Below are 15,537 nucleotides of genomic sequence, written 5' to 3' on the forward strand. Positions count from 1 at the left end.
AGAAAAATATCCACTGTGAAGGATCGGCGGTATCGAAGTTCCTAATCATGCACCGAGTTCGGGCGGTCCAGCGGCTCAGTCGATCTGCCGGCGAGCGGTTTCGGGCGACAGGAACGCAGCGACCAGCGTCACGCAGGCCAGCACGATTAGGTAGACCGAGATCGGCCATGTCGCGCCGCTGCTCCAGGTCAACAGTGCGGCGGCGATGAGCGGCGTGAAGCCTCCGCTCAGGGCTGCTCCGACCTGGAATCCGAGCGAGGCGCCGCTGTAGCGCAGGCGCGCATCGAACAGCTCCGACATCCAGGCCGCGCCCGTCCCGAACATGATGCCCTGGCCGAAGCTCAGGGCCACCGCGACGGTCAGCGTGATGACGGTCGGATCGCGGGTGTCGAGAAGCTGGAACAGCGGGAAGGCAAAAACGATGGAGAACAGGCAGGCGACGACGAATAGGGTGCGTCGGCCATAGCGGTCCGACAGCCATCCGAAGACGGGAATCGTGAAGAGCTCGATGATTGCTGCAATCAGGATGCCGTTGAGGATGACGCTTCGCGGCAAACCGAGCTGCCCCGTCACGTAGGAGATCGAGAACACCGTGACGATACTGACATAGGCGATCTCCGACACCTTCAGGCCGACAGCCTTCAGGAAAGTGCGGGGATGCTCCGTGAGGATCTCGACGACCGGGATCTTGGCCACGGCAGCGCGCTGCTTCACGCGCTGAAAGGAGGGTGTTTCGTGCAGGCGAAGCCGGATGAAGAGCCCGACACCGACGAGGAAGGCGCTCGCTAGGAATGGAAGGCGCCAGCCCCAAGCCAGAAACTCGGCCTCGGGCATCAGCCCGGCCAAAGCGAAGGCTCCGATGGAGAGAATGACGCCCAAAGGATAGCCGAGCTGGACGATGCTTCCGAAGAAGCCCCGCCGATGGGCCGGTACGCTCTCGACCACCATCAGGACCGCGCCGCCCCACTCCCCACCGATACCGATGCCCTGGACCAGTCGCAGGGTGACGAGCAGGATCGGTGCCCAGACGCCGATCTGCGCATAGGTCGGCAGGCAGCCGATCAGGAAGGTGCCGAGGCCCATGATCATGATCGTCAGGGAGAGCATGGCCTTTCGACCGATCTTGTCGCCGAAATGGCCGAAGACGATGCCGCCTAGGGGGCGTGCCAGGAATCCGACAGCGTAGGAACCGAAGGCGGCTATCGTCCCGACGACGGGGTCGATGCTCGGAAAGAAGAGCTTGTTGAACACCAGGGCACTGGCGGTGCCGTAGATCAGGAAGTCGTACCATTCGACTGTCGTGCCGATCACGCTCGACCAGACAATCTGTCGTCGGTCCGCGAGCGAGACCTCATGCCGGTCGAGACCGCCTTCGGTCTCCATCACAATCGCCGTACTCGCCATGGCCTTCGACCCTCCACCGAACTGGAGAAAATTCCACTGATGTGGAGGCAATCGCCGTGCCAGATGCGGCAGCGATCGTTTGGCGCACCCGGGCGCGCACGACGGCGCCCGGCCGTGCGGCGAAAGCCGGGACGTCGCGGGATGGGGCGCGTGCAAACGTCAGGACGATCCCCTATTCAGGGGCGAAGCTGACCCGCACGGCCCTACTTGCCGGTCTACCGGGAGGATGGGAGTGGATGACGGCATGTCGGTGAGGGAGATGGTTGCCCCGGCGCAAACAGCGGTCGAAACGAGTTCCCAGGCCTACGTGTCCGAGGAGATCCGTCGCCGCCGCAGGGAACTCCACCTGTCCCTAGAGGCGCTGGCGACGCGCTCCGGCGTGAGCCGCTCGATGATCTCGAAGATCGAGCGCGCCGAGGCGGTGCCCTCGACCGCTGTACTCTCCCGCCTGGCGGAGGCGCTCGGCGTGACCTTCTCGCGCTTGATGGCCCCGGCGACCGAACTCGAAGTCCTGCTGATCCCGGCGCGTCGCCAACCCATCCTTCGGGACGAAGAATCGGGCTTCCTGCGTCGCTGCCTGTCGCCGGTCCTACCGGGCCGAGGCATCGATCTGGTGCTGAACACCTTGCCGCCCGGTGGCAGCACGGGCGAATTCACGGCCCATCGCCCTGGCGTCTCGGAATACATCTACATCCTGCGCGGCCGCCTGCGCGCCGTGATCGGCGACCGGACCGTCGTCGCGGAGACGGGGGACAGCCTGTACTTCGAAGCCGATGCCGGGCACGCGTTCACGAATCTCGGCACGGACCCGTGCGAGTATATCCTGGTGATCGATCCCTCCCGCGCTCGGTAGCGATCTTCCGTCGGAAGCTCGGGGTTTCGCATCCGTTGCAGAGAATGGGCTTGAGAACGAACCGGAGCGCATCCTGCGATGGAAGACCGTTTTGACATCGCCGTCGTCGGCCTTGGCGCCATGGGAAGCGCGGCCCTCTATCAACTGGGGCTGCGGGGCGCGAAAGCGGTTGGCCTCGATCGCTTTGCCCCGCCGCACATTCTGGGGTCGAGCCACGGAGAGAGCCGCATCACCCGGCAGGCCGTCGGGGAGGGCCGCGACTACGTCCCCTTCGTCCTGGCTTCGCACCGGATCTGGCGAACCCTGGAGGCGGAGACCGGCGAGACGCTACTGACGGCATGCGGCGCCTTGGTGATGGGGCCGGGCAGCGGTGACACCTCCCATCACGGCAAGCCGGATTTCGTCGGGCGTTCGATCGATGCCGCACGGGTCTTCGCGATCCGGCACGAGGTCCTCGACGGAGGCGAGGTCGCGCGCCGCTTCCCGCAATTCCTGAATCTCGGCGGCGACGAGAGGGCCTATTACGAGCCTGGTGGCGGCTACGTGCGCCCCGAGCGCTGCATCGCTGCGCAGCTGCAACGGGCCGGCGAGCTCGGCGCCGACATCCGCACCGGGACGACGGTGCTGTCGATTATCCAAGAGCCGGGCGGGGTCCGCATCGAGACCGAAAACGGCGTCGTCCTGGCCGATCAGGTGGTGGTCTCGGCCGGGGCCTGGACCGCGCCTCTTCTCGGCGCGCCGTTCACGGAGCTGCTCACGGTCAGCCGCCAACTCCTGCACTGGTACGCCCTCGACGACGCCTCGGCCTACGGCTCCGAGTCGCCGGTCTTCATCTGGATGCACGGTTCCGGCGACACGGACTACCTCTACGGCTTCCCGCCCCTGCCGGGGGAGGTCCAGGTCAAGGTCGCCACCGAACAATACGAGACCGCCACGCGGGCCGAGGCCTTTGACCGCGCCGTAAGCCCCGAGGAATCCACCGCCATGTACCGGCACCACGTGGCGGGCCGGCTCGCCGGCGTTACGGGGCGAGCGACCAAGGCCGCCGCCTGCCTCTACACCGTGACCCCCGACCGCGGCTTCATCATCGACCGCCATCCACAGATGAACCGGGTTCTCGTCGTCTCGGCCTGTTCGGGGCACGGCTTCAAGCACTCTGCCGGGATCGGCGAGGCCGTGGCGAACGAGATGGTGCAGACCAGCGGGCGGATCGATCTCGCACCGTATTCGCTCGGACGGTTCGGCTGAGCCCCCCAGTGATGGCCTGCCGATTGCTTGACCCGTTCGGACCGGACAAGGCAATCTGCTCGAAGAGGGATCGTCGGGTCTCGGTTTTGATTTCCGGTCGATCGGCATGAACCAAGCAGGGATGTGGTGCGATGCGTAAGCTGACTAGGGCGTACCTCGGTTGCGGCCTGCTCGCCGCCACCGCATTGCTCCCTGCCTCCTTGGCCTCGGCTGCGGATGGGATTGAGGCGATCAAACAGCGCGGGACGCTCATCGTCGGCGTGAAGGCGGATTACCGTCCCTTCGGCTTTCGCGATCCGAGCGGAGCGATCATCGGGATGGAACCGGATCTCGCCGCCGACGTCGCCAAGCGCCTCGGCGTGAAGCTCGAACTGGTGCCGGTGGTCTCCTCCAACCGGATCGAGTTCCTGCAGCAGGGCAAGGTCGACCTCCTCATCGCCACGATTTCGGACAAGCCGGAGCGCCGCCGCGTGGTCCAGGCTATCGACCCGCAATATTATTCCGACTTCGTCAACGTGATGCTGCCCAAGAAGGCCAATATCACCGACTGGGCGCAGCTGAAGGGCAAGCCCCTCTGCGCCACCTCCGGCGCCTGGTACAACAAGGACGTGGCCCGCACCTACGGTGTCGAAATCGTCGCCTTCGACGGCTCGGAGAAGCCGCTCTTCGCCCTCAAGCAGGGCAACTGCCTCGGCTACGTCTACGATCAGAGCATGCTGCAGGGGAAGCTCCTCGACGCCGACTGGAAGGCGGATTACGCCCTGCCGCTGAAGGGTATCCTCGACGCCCCCTGGATGATGGCGGTGGCGCCCGGCAACGGCTCCCTCCAAACCATGATGGAAGTTACGACCAAGGACTGGATGAAGTCCGGCTTCATCGTCGAATCAGAGAAGAAGTGGGGCATCGAGCCGACGGAATACTCGAAGGCGATGCACGAGAAGTACAAGAACGCCACCAACTGAGCCGCGCCGGGCCGAATGACCCGCCGTCTTGAGGAACACGATGGACGCCGTCCCAAACTGGTTCCGGACCCTTTACGACACGACGGGCTTCAACTTCACGGTCTTCTACGACCCCTATGATTGGGACCGCTACGTCAACGGCCTGAAGACGACGCTGCTGCTGGCGGTGACGACGATCCTGGCGAGCCTCGTCATCGGCGCAGTCGGGGCACTTCTCCAAGGAGGCCCGTCGCGGCTCATGCGCGGATTCCTCAACGGCTTCGTCGTGGTGTTCCGCAACACGCCGCCCCTGGTGCAGATCTTCTTCTTCTACTTTGGGCTGGGCACCCTGCTGCCGGCCACCCAGACCGCAGACGGGTTGCGCGTGCCGATCCTCGACAACGTGCAATGGGCCATCGTCTCGCTGTCCCTGTTCGCCGGCGCCTTCAACGTCGAAATCTTCCGCTCCGGAATCGAAGCGGTGCCGCGCACCACCATCGAGGCGGCCGAGGCCCTCGGCTATACCCGCCTGAAGGCCTACCTCTACATCGTGCTGCCGCTCGCGCTCCGCGTCTGCCTGCCGGCCCTCAACAACAACCTCATCAACCTGCTCAAGACCACCACCCTGGCCTACGCCATCGCGGTGCCCGAGACGCTCTATGCAGTAAAGCAGATCTGGTCGGAATCGCAGAACGTGCTCGAGATGATGATCGTGCTGCTCGTCACTTACGCGGTCCTGGTCGGCGTCCTCGTCTGGATCATGCATCGCTGGGAGCAGGCCTTGCGGATCCCGGGCTACAGCCGGTGAGGGCGCCTGAGCCGCCTGCAAGCGACCTGCCGGTCCTGCTGCCGTTCCGGGTGTCGCGTACGCGGACCCTGTTCACCCTCCGCCCGGCTCTAGGGTGGCTTCTCGGGGCGTGGCTCACCGGCCTCGTCCTCGTGGTACCAGCCTTCGCGCAAGGGCCGGACGCCGTGCTGTCGCCGCTCCAGGTCGTCCTGCGCTGGGCGCCGCTCCTGCTGACGGGCTTTGCCTTCAACGTCGCGATCTCGCTTGTGGCGATGCTCCTCGGCACGGGGGCGGGTCTTGGGCTGGGGCTCGCCCTAGTGAGCGAGGGGCCGGTCCTGCGCCGCATCGCCTGGGGCGTGACACAGTTCTTCCGCAACGTGCCCTGGCTGGTGCTGCTGTTCTTTGTGATGTTTCTCGTGCCGTTTCAGGTCACGGTGTTCGGCCTGCGCGTGCCGCTGCCCGACTGGGTCAAGGCGACGGTGGGGTTCGCGCTGCCGGTTATGGCCAACGTCGCCGAGATCGTACGCGGCGCTGTGAGCTCAGTGCCGGCCACCCAGTGGGAGGCGGCCGAATCCCTGGCCTTCACCCGGCGCCAGACACTGTTCCGCATCATCCTGCCCCAATGCCTCAAGCGGATGCTGCCACCGTGGATGAACGTCTACGCTCTGATCGCCATGGCAACGGTGCAGGCCTCCATCGTCGGTGTCACCGAGATGCTGACATTGACGGCGCAGGTTCACGCCGCCGAAGGCGGGCGGCCCGAGCTGTTCGCCCCCCTCTACGGCTTCGCCCTGCTGTGCTTCTTCCTATACTGCTACCCGATCGACCGGCTGACCGCGCGCCTGGAGCGGCGCTTCGAAACAGCGTGAGGCCCGGGTGTCCGATGGTACGTTTCTGATGGTGCTTTTCTGATGGTGGGTGTCTCGTCCTCCGGCCCACCGATCGTGCAGCTGATCGACGTGCACAAGTCCTTCGGTGAGGTGGAGGTCCTCAAGGGGATCAGCTTCGACGTGCGCCGGGGCGAGGTCGTCTGCATCATCGGCCCGTCGGGATCGGGCAAGTCGACGCTGATCCGCTGCATCAACGCCCTCGTTCCGGTCACGTCCGGCACCATCCGGGTCGACGGGATCGAAGTGGTCGACCCGAAGCTCGACAAGCTGGCCTTGCGACGCAAAGTCGGCATGGTGTTCCAGCAGTACAACCTGTTCCCGCACAAGACGGCGTTGGAGAACGTCATGATGGCGCCGATCCACGTGCTGGGCCAGGACAGACGCGAGGTCGAGGTCCGGGCACGCGCTCTCCTTGCCAAGGTGCGTCTCGCCGGCAAGGAAGCGGCTTATCCCGGCGAGATGTCCGGCGGGCAGCAGCAACGCGTGGCCATCGCCCGCTCGCTCGCGATGCGGCCGGACGTGATGCTGTTCGACGAGGTCACAGCTGCACTCGACCCCGAGACGGTCAAGGAGGTTCTCGTCACCATTCGCGAATTGGCAGAGGAGGGCATGACCTGCCTTCTCGTCACCCACGAGATGAACTTCGCGCGCGAGGTCGCCGGCCACGTCTACTTCACCGATCGCGGTGTCATCGTCGAGCACGGGCCGCCCGAGACTTTGTTCTCGTCCGCCGTCGATCCGCGCACGCGACAGTTTCTGTCCCAGGTTCTGTAGGAACCGATTCAAGTCAATTCAGACGAGCTGCGAGTATCGCCCAATTACCTGCTCGGAAACGGGCCAGCTACTTGCGACTCTTGCTGGTCGCCCGACCGGCCTTGGGTCCTACCCGATAGCGGTCATTCTTGATGAAGACGCAGGATCTTCATCGTCTAACCTGGGTACATCGAACTTGCGGCCGGCAACGACGCGAAACTTCATGTGGAAGCACCAATGCCCCTGAACGGTCTCGAACTCTCGAAGCAGCTCATCCGGTTCCGATCGATCAATCCTCCAGGCGATGAGAAGGAATGTTCCGAGTTCATTGCCCGGCTGCTGACCGAACACGGGTTCGACGTTGCCAGCTACGAATTTGCCAAGGACCGACCAACACTGGTCGCGCGCATCCCTGGGACGGCCGGTGGCAAGCCGCTCTGCTTCACTGGGCACATCGACGTCGTGCCACTTGGGTCGAACGAGTGGCAATTCCCACCCTTCGAAGGGGTCGTGCAAGATGGCCGGTTGTACGGCCGCGGTTCCAGCGACATGAAGGCCGGCGTAGCGGCGTTCATCGCGGCTGCATGCAACCTGATCGGGGACGGGCTTAGCTTCCACCGCGGTGTCACGCTCGTGATCACCGCCGGAGAAGAGACGGGAAGTGAAGGCGCATTCCATGTCGGCCGTGAGAAAGTCCTCGGGCCAGCCGAACTCCTGATAGTGGCCGAGCCGACGTCTAATGCCCCCATATTCGCCCATAAGGGCTCTCTCCGCGTCATCGTAACCGCGCGCGGGAGGACAGCGCATTCCTCAATGCCGCATGAGGGCGAAAACGCCATCAGCAAGGCGGCGGAGTGGATCCGGAGACTTGAGGGCCACGAGTTCGGCGCCCGCCACCCACTGCTCGGCAGCGCCACGGCCTGCGTCACCACCATCCGCGGCGGAGAAAACATCAACTCCGTCCCTGACTTCGTCGAGTTCACCGTGGATATCCGGACCCTGCCGGAGCAGAAGCACGAAACGCTGATCGCCGAACTCAGCCGCCTGTTCGGACCGGAGGCTGAGATCCGGGTTGTCACGAGCTTCCCTGGGTTCGCTACCGAGCCGGACGATCCGTCCGCCGCCCTGCTCCTGACGCTGCTGCGCGAGCGGACTGGGGCGTCGGCGGAACCAGCTGGGGCACCCTACTTCACCGATGCGTCGGCTCTTGTGCCGGCCTTCGACGGAGTCGCCACGGTGATCGTAGGACCCGGCGAGCCGGCGCAGTGCCATAAGACGGACGAGTACTGCCTCGTCGACCGGATCGAGGAGGCGCAGGCCATCTACAGGGCCTTGATGCTCCGCATGTGCTGCGACCGCGCGGGATGAGGCGCATTGGCCGACGCCGCTGCCGCCGTCCGGCAGGCCTGACGTCAGCGCTTGCGCGGTTGCTTCACACTGCGCCTAAGAGCCAGCCCAGGTCCGTTCCGAAAATACCGCTGCAAGCCAGCGAATAACTGGGTCGGGTGCAACTCCATCGAACAGCTTGGCCTAGGTGAAAGTCCGGTCTTGTGGCTACGGCCTCGAAAAGCGGATGGGCAAAAATCCACCCGACCCGGTCGTAGAACGGTCGGACAGGTCCCCACCCATCTCGGGCGTTCAGGGCGGATACAATCCGTCAGACATTGACCACTAGATAGCCGACGCTCAGACGCAGGCGAACCGGATGGGCACTTCCATGTCCCAGGCGGCGCGCGGCACCTCGCGGCTTTTCTAGGCTGGGAAGCGGCTCGGCGACACGACGAAGAACGTTAGTTCCTTCACCTGCGCCATTACAGAAGCCGCCGCGTCGGCTGCCGCTGCCGCATGTTTCGGCACCAGGTCTCCGTGCCCACCGGCGGGCGGAGGTGGTGGCGATGCGTCTCCGCCGACGACTCCTCTACTCGCGAGCCAGGTTGCTCCGACGATCCTCCCGCCAGCGTCTTCCCCCTCACCGGCCCCTACGTCCCAGAACGATACCTTCACCGCCGGTACCCAGCAGAACGCCGCGCGTATGGCGAGCTTGCTTCAGGCCGCACGTGTCGCCTCTGCGTAGTTTGGGCAGGAGGCATCGAACACTGCCACGAAGCTCCGTGAAGCGAGTGGGGCCGCAAATGACCTTGGAGGCACCGCCAGCGGCATCAGAAATCTGGCGACTAACCCTGTCACCCTAACTGCCAATGCCTCTATATTCGCCTCCCTGCGAAAAGAGGTTGCCCGACTGGGCACGGCCCTGGCCTCCACCGCGGACCGCGGAACCTATCGGGCGCAGCTCACCAGCCTCAATGCCTCGCTTGTCCAGCTTCAGGGCGACTATCGGAAGGTGATCGCGCTCGGCAACTTCATGCTGGTCGCGGTACCGAACATCATTGGCGTCGGCGTGCCGAAATGGACACGGTTCCGGATCGGGCTGGCCTGGGCAAATGCGGTCGGCGTCGTCGCGGGATTGGTCGCTTTGTCGCCCGACCTACATTGGGTGGCTGAAGGACTTCGACCGGTGCTTTGCTAAGAAGCGGCCTGCCAGCGACCTCCGCCAACGCCCGGCACACCCCGTGCACGGCGCTGAGAGAGCTTGTCCTCCCTTATGCTCCTCTGAACAACTGACCCGCCCGGCTCACGCTGCGGCGGGTTTTTTCGTATGGTGTCCGCGACCCAAATACCTAAGTACTGGATTCCACTTTTCGCATAGGGGGTATGCTGCTAGGGAGGGGCTCCCAAAAAGAAGGGCCGCCCCGAAGAGCGACCCGAGTCTAGGGAGGAAACGTCAAAAAGGGCTGCTGAAACGCGACGCCATCGCGTTCCCGCAATGTGACAATGCATCGAATGCTAGATGGCCTCAAGCCTCTGGCCTTGGAGACCGACCTTGCCCGCCCGGCTGACGCCGCGGCGGGTTTTTCGTTTGGATTGCCCTACCTCTGCAGTTCCACAACTGGAGGAAACCTCTTGCAGAATCGTATCGGCCGTTTGGGCCCCCTAATCGCAGGCCTTTCCCTGTGCATTCCGCTCGCATCGGAAGCGCTTGCCCAAGCAGCAGCGCCAGCGGCCAAGCCTGCTGCAACGGCGGCACAAGATCCGGCGACGCTAAAGGTGGCACGTGAGGTCGTGACCCAGATGCAGGGGGATCGCGCGACTACGCTATCCTCAATGGCCGCCCCCATGGCCGGCATGATGCAGCAGATGGGAATCAAGGAAGCTGATCGGGCTCAGGTCATCGTTCAAGAGGCCGTACTTCCAATGTTGACGGCCCATTACGACGAGCTCCTCGATATCCAGGCACGCAGCTTCGCAGGTGTCCTCAGCAAAGAGGATCTGCAGGCGGTGGGGACGTTCTATGCCTCTCCGGCTGGCCGCCGCCTTGCCGCAGCACAACCCCAGCTAGTTCAGGCTCAGATGGCCGGCACGACACAGTGGATGCAGGGCCTGATGCCCGAGATGCAGACGAAGATCGTGCAGATCATCAAAGCGAAGGGATGGGGGCCTGGCGACAAGCCCAAATAATGGCTCTCGTTAGGGCTATAGTGCTCTGAGTAATCATGACCCGTCGGCTGAGGCCGCGCGGGGGCTTTTCATGCGGCACTGGTCCACCCGACGCGCTACCCCGTGTGCCGGTCGTCCCGAGAGCACAATATGACTCCGCCCGGCGAAAGCCGGAGCGGGGTATTTTCTTTCGATTCGGTCCATGCCTTTCCGGCGGTCGGTCTTCTTGATAGAAAAGCACCGTGAATTCACAAGATTCACCTCGGTCGCGGCCTTGGCATTTGACAATCGCCGCGACTGCTTTCGGGAAGCATTAGGCCGATGACTGAGCAAACCCCACCGGTCCGTTCACCTGATGCTGAAGCGAAGCGCGCGAGTCCAGGCAATTAAGGAAGGACGAGCCAAAATTCGCGCAGCATTGCGTAAAGCGAAGCGCGCGGACGAGGAAGCTCAGAACGAGTGTAACTCGGACGGGACTTAGCTATTTACGGCCCGATCGGGGCGTACAGATGAATTTCTGCAAGAACGGTTATTGACCCGCCCGGCTCACGCCGCGGGTGGTTTTTGGTTTTGACTAGGGCGCCTTAAACTGTCGTGCCGCTCTCTTGACGGTAAGGCGGCGAATTGCGGTGAGTTGCGATTCAGACGTGCCGGTAGTCGAGGTCGTCCCTTCAGCGGCGACCTCTCGCAAGATCACCTCGAAACTCTCCCTCGAAACACCGAGGCTCTCGGCTAATGCCTTAAAGCCGTGAAGTGCCGCGATGTAGGCGGCGTGTTTCAACTCTTCGTCGTATCCGGTCACCATCCGTTCAGTGCAGTAGCAGCCGGCTCTTAATTTTTCTCCTCAAGCCCCGCCGCTGTCATGGCGCGCCGGGCTTTTTGTTCTCGCCGCCTGGAACGCCTGCCCTAAGGGTCGGCCTGGGCGGGGCTTCCTGCAAATTTGATTGGTTGGCACAAGCGATGCCATAACTAGATTGAAATATTGTATTCATTTTTGAAACCTAGATGATCCGCCTGCCGTACCAGCGCGCATGATGAATGCGAAAGCACGCCCGAGGCCCGTCCCTTTCTTATCGGTTACAGCTAGTCGCCTTTATGCCGCTGACGAAGCCTGGGCCACAGAGCTAGCGGCACGTTTTGGTGACGAGATGGTCAATGCAATCTCGGCCCAACCAGAGGGCCGTGGGGAAGAGGGAACCAGACTTCGCGCGCTTTACGATGCCCGAAGCCGTGCCCTGAGTGATTGGCAGCGCGTCCGAGGTCTGAGGTAGCGTTACGAACGCCCCTTTACCAATCGACTTCCCAATCTCAGCGTCTCAGCATTACGTCCGGCCGCCGGTCGTTCAGGAACGCGCTTAAGCCCTCGTTAACCATTCCCCCGGCATCTTTCGGACTACGCCCGGAGGCCACCATGACGCTCACCGTTTTCGATCCGATCTCGGGCAAGCTGGTGACGATCGAGGTGCCGGTCAGGAAGCCATGTCCCTGAGCCTCTACCGCATTGGACCTGACGAGCATCACCTAATCCAGGCTGGCGAGGTCGTCGGCAATCTGGCGCGAGAGGAAGGCAAGTGGAGTTGGCGGGTGTCGCCGCTTGAGGACGCCGGGACGATCCGGCAGCGTCTTTTCAGATCGTTCGACGCGGCGTTGGAATGGCTGGGCCTGCCCGCTCTGGCTGAGCCGGTCTAAGGTTATCCGGGAACTGATGGTGAAAACGCTTGCTGCTGAGCGAGCGGACAAGTCCAAGATTTGATAGTTGAAGCAAAGAAGTTTGGCCCGGACGGATTGCGGCACGCCACTCGTTTGCGTTCTCAAACCGGAACGAAGGACACGGTAAGTCTACCCCCATCCCACGTGAGGCCAGTCATCGAGCTTCTGAACCGCCTTTAGAGAGGCGCCAGAAACCAGACAAGCGGGGAGGACATTAATTGAACGTTGACGCTAAATCTGAGGTATTGATTCAGCCTGTCGCCTTAGGCGTAAGCGCCGTACCGCTTCAAAGTGTATGTATGTCATGCCGCTTATCCGCAACCCTCTTAAAAAGCTACGCATTGCGTCGAAGCGTGATCTTCAATTTTATATGATCCGAACGACAGCCTTCTGCATTGGCGTCGCGCTTCTCTTCGATGTGGTTCAGCAGCTTGTATTTTTTCAGAGCTGGACATCCGCAGTTCGGTCTTGGGTCATCACCGTTTTAGTTGTAATCGTCGTTGCCGCTCCCGTCACTAGAGCTATCGGCAAAGCGCACTTAGCACTTTTCAGGGCAAGCCAGACTGACCCGTTAACTGGGCTGCTGAATCGGCGGGCCCTTCTCGAAGATGTTGAGGAGCGCTCGACGCTGATGGCACTTATGATCGTCGATATAGATCATTTTAAATCAGTGAACGATAATCACGGCCATTTGGTTGGCGATCAAGTTCTTCGTGTCGTAGCCGAAATTATGCAGCGCGAGCTCGGCGCCATTGGACGAATTGGGCGACTTGGAGGCGAAGAGTTCGCGCTGATCACCGACGGTTGCTACGAACGAAGCCTGCTTCAGCGACTTGACGAATTCCGGGAAACCATAGCTCGAACACTCGTCCATGCTGGCTCGGCCGTCGTATCGGTTACCATCTCAGCAGGTGTTGCAACCCGCACGCCAGATCAGCCCTTTCAGGCGCTATTCATTGAAGCAGATCAGGCACTCTATCGTGCCAAGGCGGCGGGCCGTAACCGCATCGTGGTCGCGCCCACTAGAAACTTTACAAGTGACGACGGGCATCAAAAGCAGTTGGCGTCAATCCGCTGACCGGTAGTGAAGATTGGAAATCTTCCGATCAAATCTGATCGCGTTTTGCGCGCCTCCGCTCCAAGATTACGTGGTACCGATGAACAGCGCTTGGTGCTCTGCAGGCGGAAGGGCATGGGCCAAATGCCGTGTGCATCATCGGTATTGTCGCCTCTTCTCACGCATGCGCCGTTGGCAGCTCTGATATCTGTGTCGTGTAGCGCGGGCTCCGCATCTCGAACTTCGTCGACCAGGTCCGCTTCGTTTCCAGGCCCGCCCGGGCCGGCACGACGGCACCGCGCCCAAAGCGCCGATTGCACTCGTCCATCGCGGCCATCAACGGAGCGCTGCGCTCACGGTCGAGCTGGCCGATCAGGGCGCGCTGGGATTCCTCCAACAGCTTGAGGTCGGTGGTGATGACGCCAGCCTTGCTGTAGCGCCACGGCCGGTCGCCTGGTGCCTCGCGCCAAGTGCGGGTCACACCCTCGAGCGCCGCTTTGATCAGCGCCAATGTGTCGTTCGTCGCCTCCGGTAACGTGACAGTCGTCGAGACCGAGCGCATCGGGTCGCCGCGGTCGTGCTCGGAGGTGTGGTAGAAAACCGAGACGTGGTTCGTGCCGAGCCCACCCCGGCGCAGTTTCTCACCCAATCGGGTCGCGTGAGCGGACACCGCCTGCTCCATCGTGGCTCGGTCCTCGATCCGGCTGGAGAACGAGCGCGTCACGGCACACCCCTTCCGTTGGGCCGGCATCAGTTCGAGCGGCAGGCAGCACACGCCGCGCAGCTCATGGATGATGCGCTCGCCAACCACCGTCATCGCCTTACGGACCGGACGCGGGTCGAGGTCGCGCAGATCGGCGATGGAATCGACGCCCATGGCTTCTAGCTTCGCCAGCGAGGCCCGGCCGATCCCCCAGACCTCGCCGACGTGGATGCGACAGAGCCAAGCCGCCCGCTCGTCCTCGTCCGAGAGGTCACACACCCCGCCGAGATCCGGAATCGTCTTGGCGATGTGGTTGGCGAGCTTGGCCAGCGTCTTCGTTGACCCAATCCCCACGCATGTCGGAATGCCGGTCCAGGCGCGCACCGTCGCACGCAGGTCACGCGCGAGCTCGACGCGCCGATCCTCGCGCACGTCCGACAGATCGAGGAAGCTCTCATCGATGGAATAGATCTCCACAGCCGGCGAGAAGTCGCGATAGACCGCGTTCGCCCTGGCGCTCATGTCGCCATAGAGCGTGTAGTTCGACGAGAACGCCCGCACGCCCTCGCGCTTGCACAGGTCGCGGATCTTGAACCAGGGCTCGCCCATCTTGATCCCGAGCGCTTTGGCCTCGGCGGTGCGGGCCACCGCGCAGCCATCGTTGTTGGACAGCACGATCACCGGGACGCGGGCGAGCTTCGGGTCGAACACCCGCTCGCAGGAGCAATAGAAGCTATTGCCGTCGATCAGCGCGATGGCACGGCTCATCGAACCAGGCCGGCCCGGGCGATGTGCCAGCGAATCGAAAACCGTACGACGCCCCAGATCTCGGCCTCGCCGCTCTCCTCAACCGCGAAGGCCGGCAGGTCCGGGTTCTCGAACGAGAGCCGCGCCACGTTCCCGTCCACGAGGAAACGCTTGATCGACATCTGGCCATCGATGGCAGCGACCACGACGCTATCGTGCACAGCTTTGAGGCTCCGATCCACGACGGCAAGATCGCGGTCGAAGATGCCGGCGCCGCGCATGGAATCTCCGGGGATGTTCCAGGCGAACGTAGCCGGCGGGTTCGGTGCGAGCCACCGCGGCAGTTCGAGCGAGCCCTCGAGGAAATCGTCAGCAGGCGAGGGAAAGCCAGCGCAGAGTGTCAGCCCCATGATGGGGATGTGGACAACGTCGGTACCGCCCGGCGTCAGCTCGTCGATTCGATAGACGCCCATGGCCCTCTCCGTTAGAACGAAAAGAGAACAAACAGGCTGGCGGTTCCAGGTCAATCTTAGCCGTATGCGGCCTATTCGAGCCTGTGGAGAGCTGTGGATGGCGCGCCAGACATATCGATTTCACTGCACCGACGGACACACCGCGATCATCGACGAGACGGGTGTGAAGCTGCCGAACACCGGCCTGCTCTGGCACCACGCGGAGCGCGCGGCTTGGCGGGTGATGGAGCTGACCGGGCGCAATCTCGACTGGTCGGATTGGGTCGTCGACGTTCACGATGGCGCCGGCCGGCACGTGATGACCCTTGGATTTATGGACGTGCTCAACGTCCCGATGGCGGCGTGAGAATAGGCGAGATGGGGTAGTGGGTCAGTTTAAAAACTGAAGGCTCGCCGGCATCTCAGGTGCTGCTGTTTCTGTTTGGGCCACGGATAATCTTTGCAGACCCAACACAAGTAAATGCAGGGCATCAAAG

15 protein-coding genes are annotated in these 15,537 nt (G+C 62.9%); 12 read left to right on the top strand and 3 right to left on the bottom strand.

Features of this window, described 5'->3' with window-relative positions; genetic code table 11:
- Window positions 1-75: 75 nt before the first annotated feature.
- Window positions 76-1,383 carry an MFS transporter gene (locus ACYQR9_RS01570; protein ID WP_461229707.1) on the bottom strand — a complete coding sequence of 436 codons (1,308 nt, stop codon included), beginning with the start codon at window positions 1,381-1,383 and terminating at the stop codon, window positions 76-78.
- Window positions 1,384-1,648: 265 nt separating this feature from the next.
- Here ACYQR9_RS01570 and ACYQR9_RS01575 point away from each other — a divergent pair, with 265 nt between their 5' ends.
- The 11 genes from ACYQR9_RS01575 (at window position 1,649) to ACYQR9_RS01625 (ending at window position 13,159) form a co-directional block, all read left to right on the top strand.
- Entirely contained in the window at window positions 1,649-2,257 is a 609-nt protein-coding gene (locus tag ACYQR9_RS01575) for a helix-turn-helix domain-containing protein (protein WP_461228465.1), read from the top strand.
- Window positions 2,258-2,335: 78 nt separating this feature from the next.
- Window positions 2,336-3,505: an N-methyl-L-tryptophan oxidase gene (gene solA, locus ACYQR9_RS01580; protein WP_461228466.1), complete on the top strand. Its 1,170-nt coding sequence runs from the start codon at window positions 2,336-2,338 to the stop codon at window positions 3,503-3,505.
- A gap of 131 nt (window positions 3,506-3,636) precedes the next feature.
- On the top strand, window positions 3,637-4,467 hold the full coding sequence (locus ACYQR9_RS01585) for a transporter substrate-binding domain-containing protein (RefSeq protein ID WP_461228467.1): 831 nt from the start codon (window positions 3,637-3,639) through the stop codon (window positions 4,465-4,467).
- 40 nt (window positions 4,468-4,507) lie between these two features.
- Entirely contained in the window at window positions 4,508-5,254 is a 747-nt protein-coding gene (locus ACYQR9_RS01590) for an amino acid ABC transporter permease (RefSeq protein ID WP_461228468.1), read from the top strand.
- The gene (locus ACYQR9_RS01595; RefSeq protein WP_461228469.1) at window positions 5,251-6,102 is read left to right on the top strand and encodes an amino acid ABC transporter permease; all 852 of its coding nucleotides are present in this window, start codon (window positions 5,251-5,253) and stop codon (window positions 6,100-6,102) included. The genes ACYQR9_RS01590 and ACYQR9_RS01595 overlap by 4 nt, the downstream gene beginning before the upstream one ends.
- A gap of 42 nt (window positions 6,103-6,144) precedes the next feature.
- Window positions 6,145-6,897: an amino acid ABC transporter ATP-binding protein gene (locus tag ACYQR9_RS01600; protein WP_461228470.1), complete on the top strand. Its 753-nt coding sequence runs from the start codon at window positions 6,145-6,147 to the stop codon at window positions 6,895-6,897.
- A gap of 216 nt (window positions 6,898-7,113) precedes the next feature.
- Window positions 7,114-8,244 (top strand): M20 family metallopeptidase, encoded by a 1,131-nt coding sequence (locus tag ACYQR9_RS01605; RefSeq protein ID WP_461228471.1) that lies wholly within the window; start codon window positions 7,114-7,116, stop codon window positions 8,242-8,244.
- Between the two features lie 973 nt (window positions 8,245-9,217).
- Window positions 9,218-9,403: a hypothetical protein gene (locus tag ACYQR9_RS01610; protein ID WP_461228472.1), complete on the top strand. Its 186-nt coding sequence runs from the start codon at window positions 9,218-9,220 to the stop codon at window positions 9,401-9,403.
- A gap of 434 nt (window positions 9,404-9,837) precedes the next feature.
- Window positions 9,838-10,392, top strand: a complete 555-nt coding sequence (locus ACYQR9_RS01615) for a DUF2059 domain-containing protein (RefSeq protein WP_244478073.1) — start codon at window positions 9,838-9,840, stop codon at window positions 10,390-10,392.
- A 1,458-nt stretch (window positions 10,393-11,850) separates the two neighbouring features.
- Complete coding sequence (locus tag ACYQR9_RS01620; protein WP_461228473.1) at window positions 11,851-12,060, top strand: hypothetical protein; 210 nt, start codon at window positions 11,851-11,853, stop codon at window positions 12,058-12,060.
- 325 nt (window positions 12,061-12,385) lie between these two features.
- Window positions 12,386-13,159 (top strand): GGDEF domain-containing protein, encoded by a 774-nt coding sequence (locus tag ACYQR9_RS01625; RefSeq protein WP_461228474.1) that lies wholly within the window; start codon window positions 12,386-12,388, stop codon window positions 13,157-13,159.
- Window positions 13,160-13,316: 157 nt separating this feature from the next.
- Here the strand turns inward: ACYQR9_RS01625 and ACYQR9_RS01630 are convergent, their stop codons facing one another.
- Together ACYQR9_RS01630 and ACYQR9_RS01635 are read right to left on the bottom strand one after the other, a co-directional pair.
- Window positions 13,317-14,609, bottom strand: coding sequence for a Y-family DNA polymerase (locus ACYQR9_RS01630; protein ID WP_461228475.1), 1,293 nt, complete (start codon window positions 14,607-14,609; stop codon window positions 13,317-13,319).
- Window positions 14,606-15,061 (bottom strand): LexA family protein, encoded by a 456-nt coding sequence (locus ACYQR9_RS01635; RefSeq protein WP_461228476.1) that lies wholly within the window; start codon window positions 15,059-15,061, stop codon window positions 14,606-14,608. Before ACYQR9_RS01635 ends, ACYQR9_RS01630 begins: the two co-directional genes overlap by 4 nt.
- 97 nt (window positions 15,062-15,158) lie before the next feature.
- Between ACYQR9_RS01635 and ACYQR9_RS01640 the strand changes: the two genes are divergently transcribed.
- Window positions 15,159-15,407 carry a DUF6894 family protein gene (locus ACYQR9_RS01640; protein ID WP_056434693.1) on the top strand — a complete coding sequence of 83 codons (249 nt, stop codon included), beginning with the start codon at window positions 15,159-15,161 and terminating at the stop codon, window positions 15,405-15,407.
- The last annotated feature ends 130 nt before the right edge of the window (window positions 15,408-15,537 follow it).

The organism is Methylobacterium sp. CM6241, from assembly GCF_054817845.1.

Excerpts from the sequence above, each read along its gene's own strand:
- ACYQR9_RS01570 (WP_461229707.1), bottom strand. The coding sequence starts at position 1,383 with ATGGAGACCGAAGGCGGTCTCGACCGGCATGAGGTCTCGCTCGCGGAC.
- ACYQR9_RS01575 (WP_461228465.1), top strand. The coding sequence starts at position 1,649 with ATGTCGGTGAGGGAGATGGTTGCCCCGGCGCAAACAGCGGTCGAAACG.
- solA (WP_461228466.1), top strand. The coding sequence starts at position 2,336 with ATGGAAGACCGTTTTGACATCGCCGTCGTCGGCCTTGGCGCCATGGGA.
- ACYQR9_RS01585 (WP_461228467.1), top strand. The coding sequence starts at position 3,637 with ATGCGTAAGCTGACTAGGGCGTACCTCGGTTGCGGCCTGCTCGCCGCC.
- ACYQR9_RS01590 (WP_461228468.1), top strand. The coding sequence starts at position 4,508 with ATGGACGCCGTCCCAAACTGGTTCCGGACCCTTTACGACACGACGGGC.
- ACYQR9_RS01600 (WP_461228470.1), top strand. The coding sequence starts at position 6,145 with ATGGTGGGTGTCTCGTCCTCCGGCCCACCGATCGTGCAGCTGATCGAC.
- ACYQR9_RS01605 (WP_461228471.1), top strand. The coding sequence starts at position 7,114 with ATGCCCCTGAACGGTCTCGAACTCTCGAAGCAGCTCATCCGGTTCCGA.
- ACYQR9_RS01620 (WP_461228473.1), top strand. The coding sequence starts at position 11,851 with ATGTCCCTGAGCCTCTACCGCATTGGACCTGACGAGCATCACCTAATC.
- ACYQR9_RS01625 (WP_461228474.1), top strand. The coding sequence starts at position 12,386 with ATGCCGCTTATCCGCAACCCTCTTAAAAAGCTACGCATTGCGTCGAAG.
- ACYQR9_RS01630 (WP_461228475.1), bottom strand. The coding sequence starts at position 14,609 with ATGAGCCGTGCCATCGCGCTGATCGACGGCAATAGCTTCTATTGCTCC.
- ACYQR9_RS01635 (WP_461228476.1), bottom strand. The coding sequence starts at position 15,061 with ATGGGCGTCTATCGAATCGACGAGCTGACGCCGGGCGGTACCGACGTT.
- ACYQR9_RS01640 (WP_056434693.1), top strand. The coding sequence starts at position 15,159 with ATGGCGCGCCAGACATATCGATTTCACTGCACCGACGGACACACCGCG.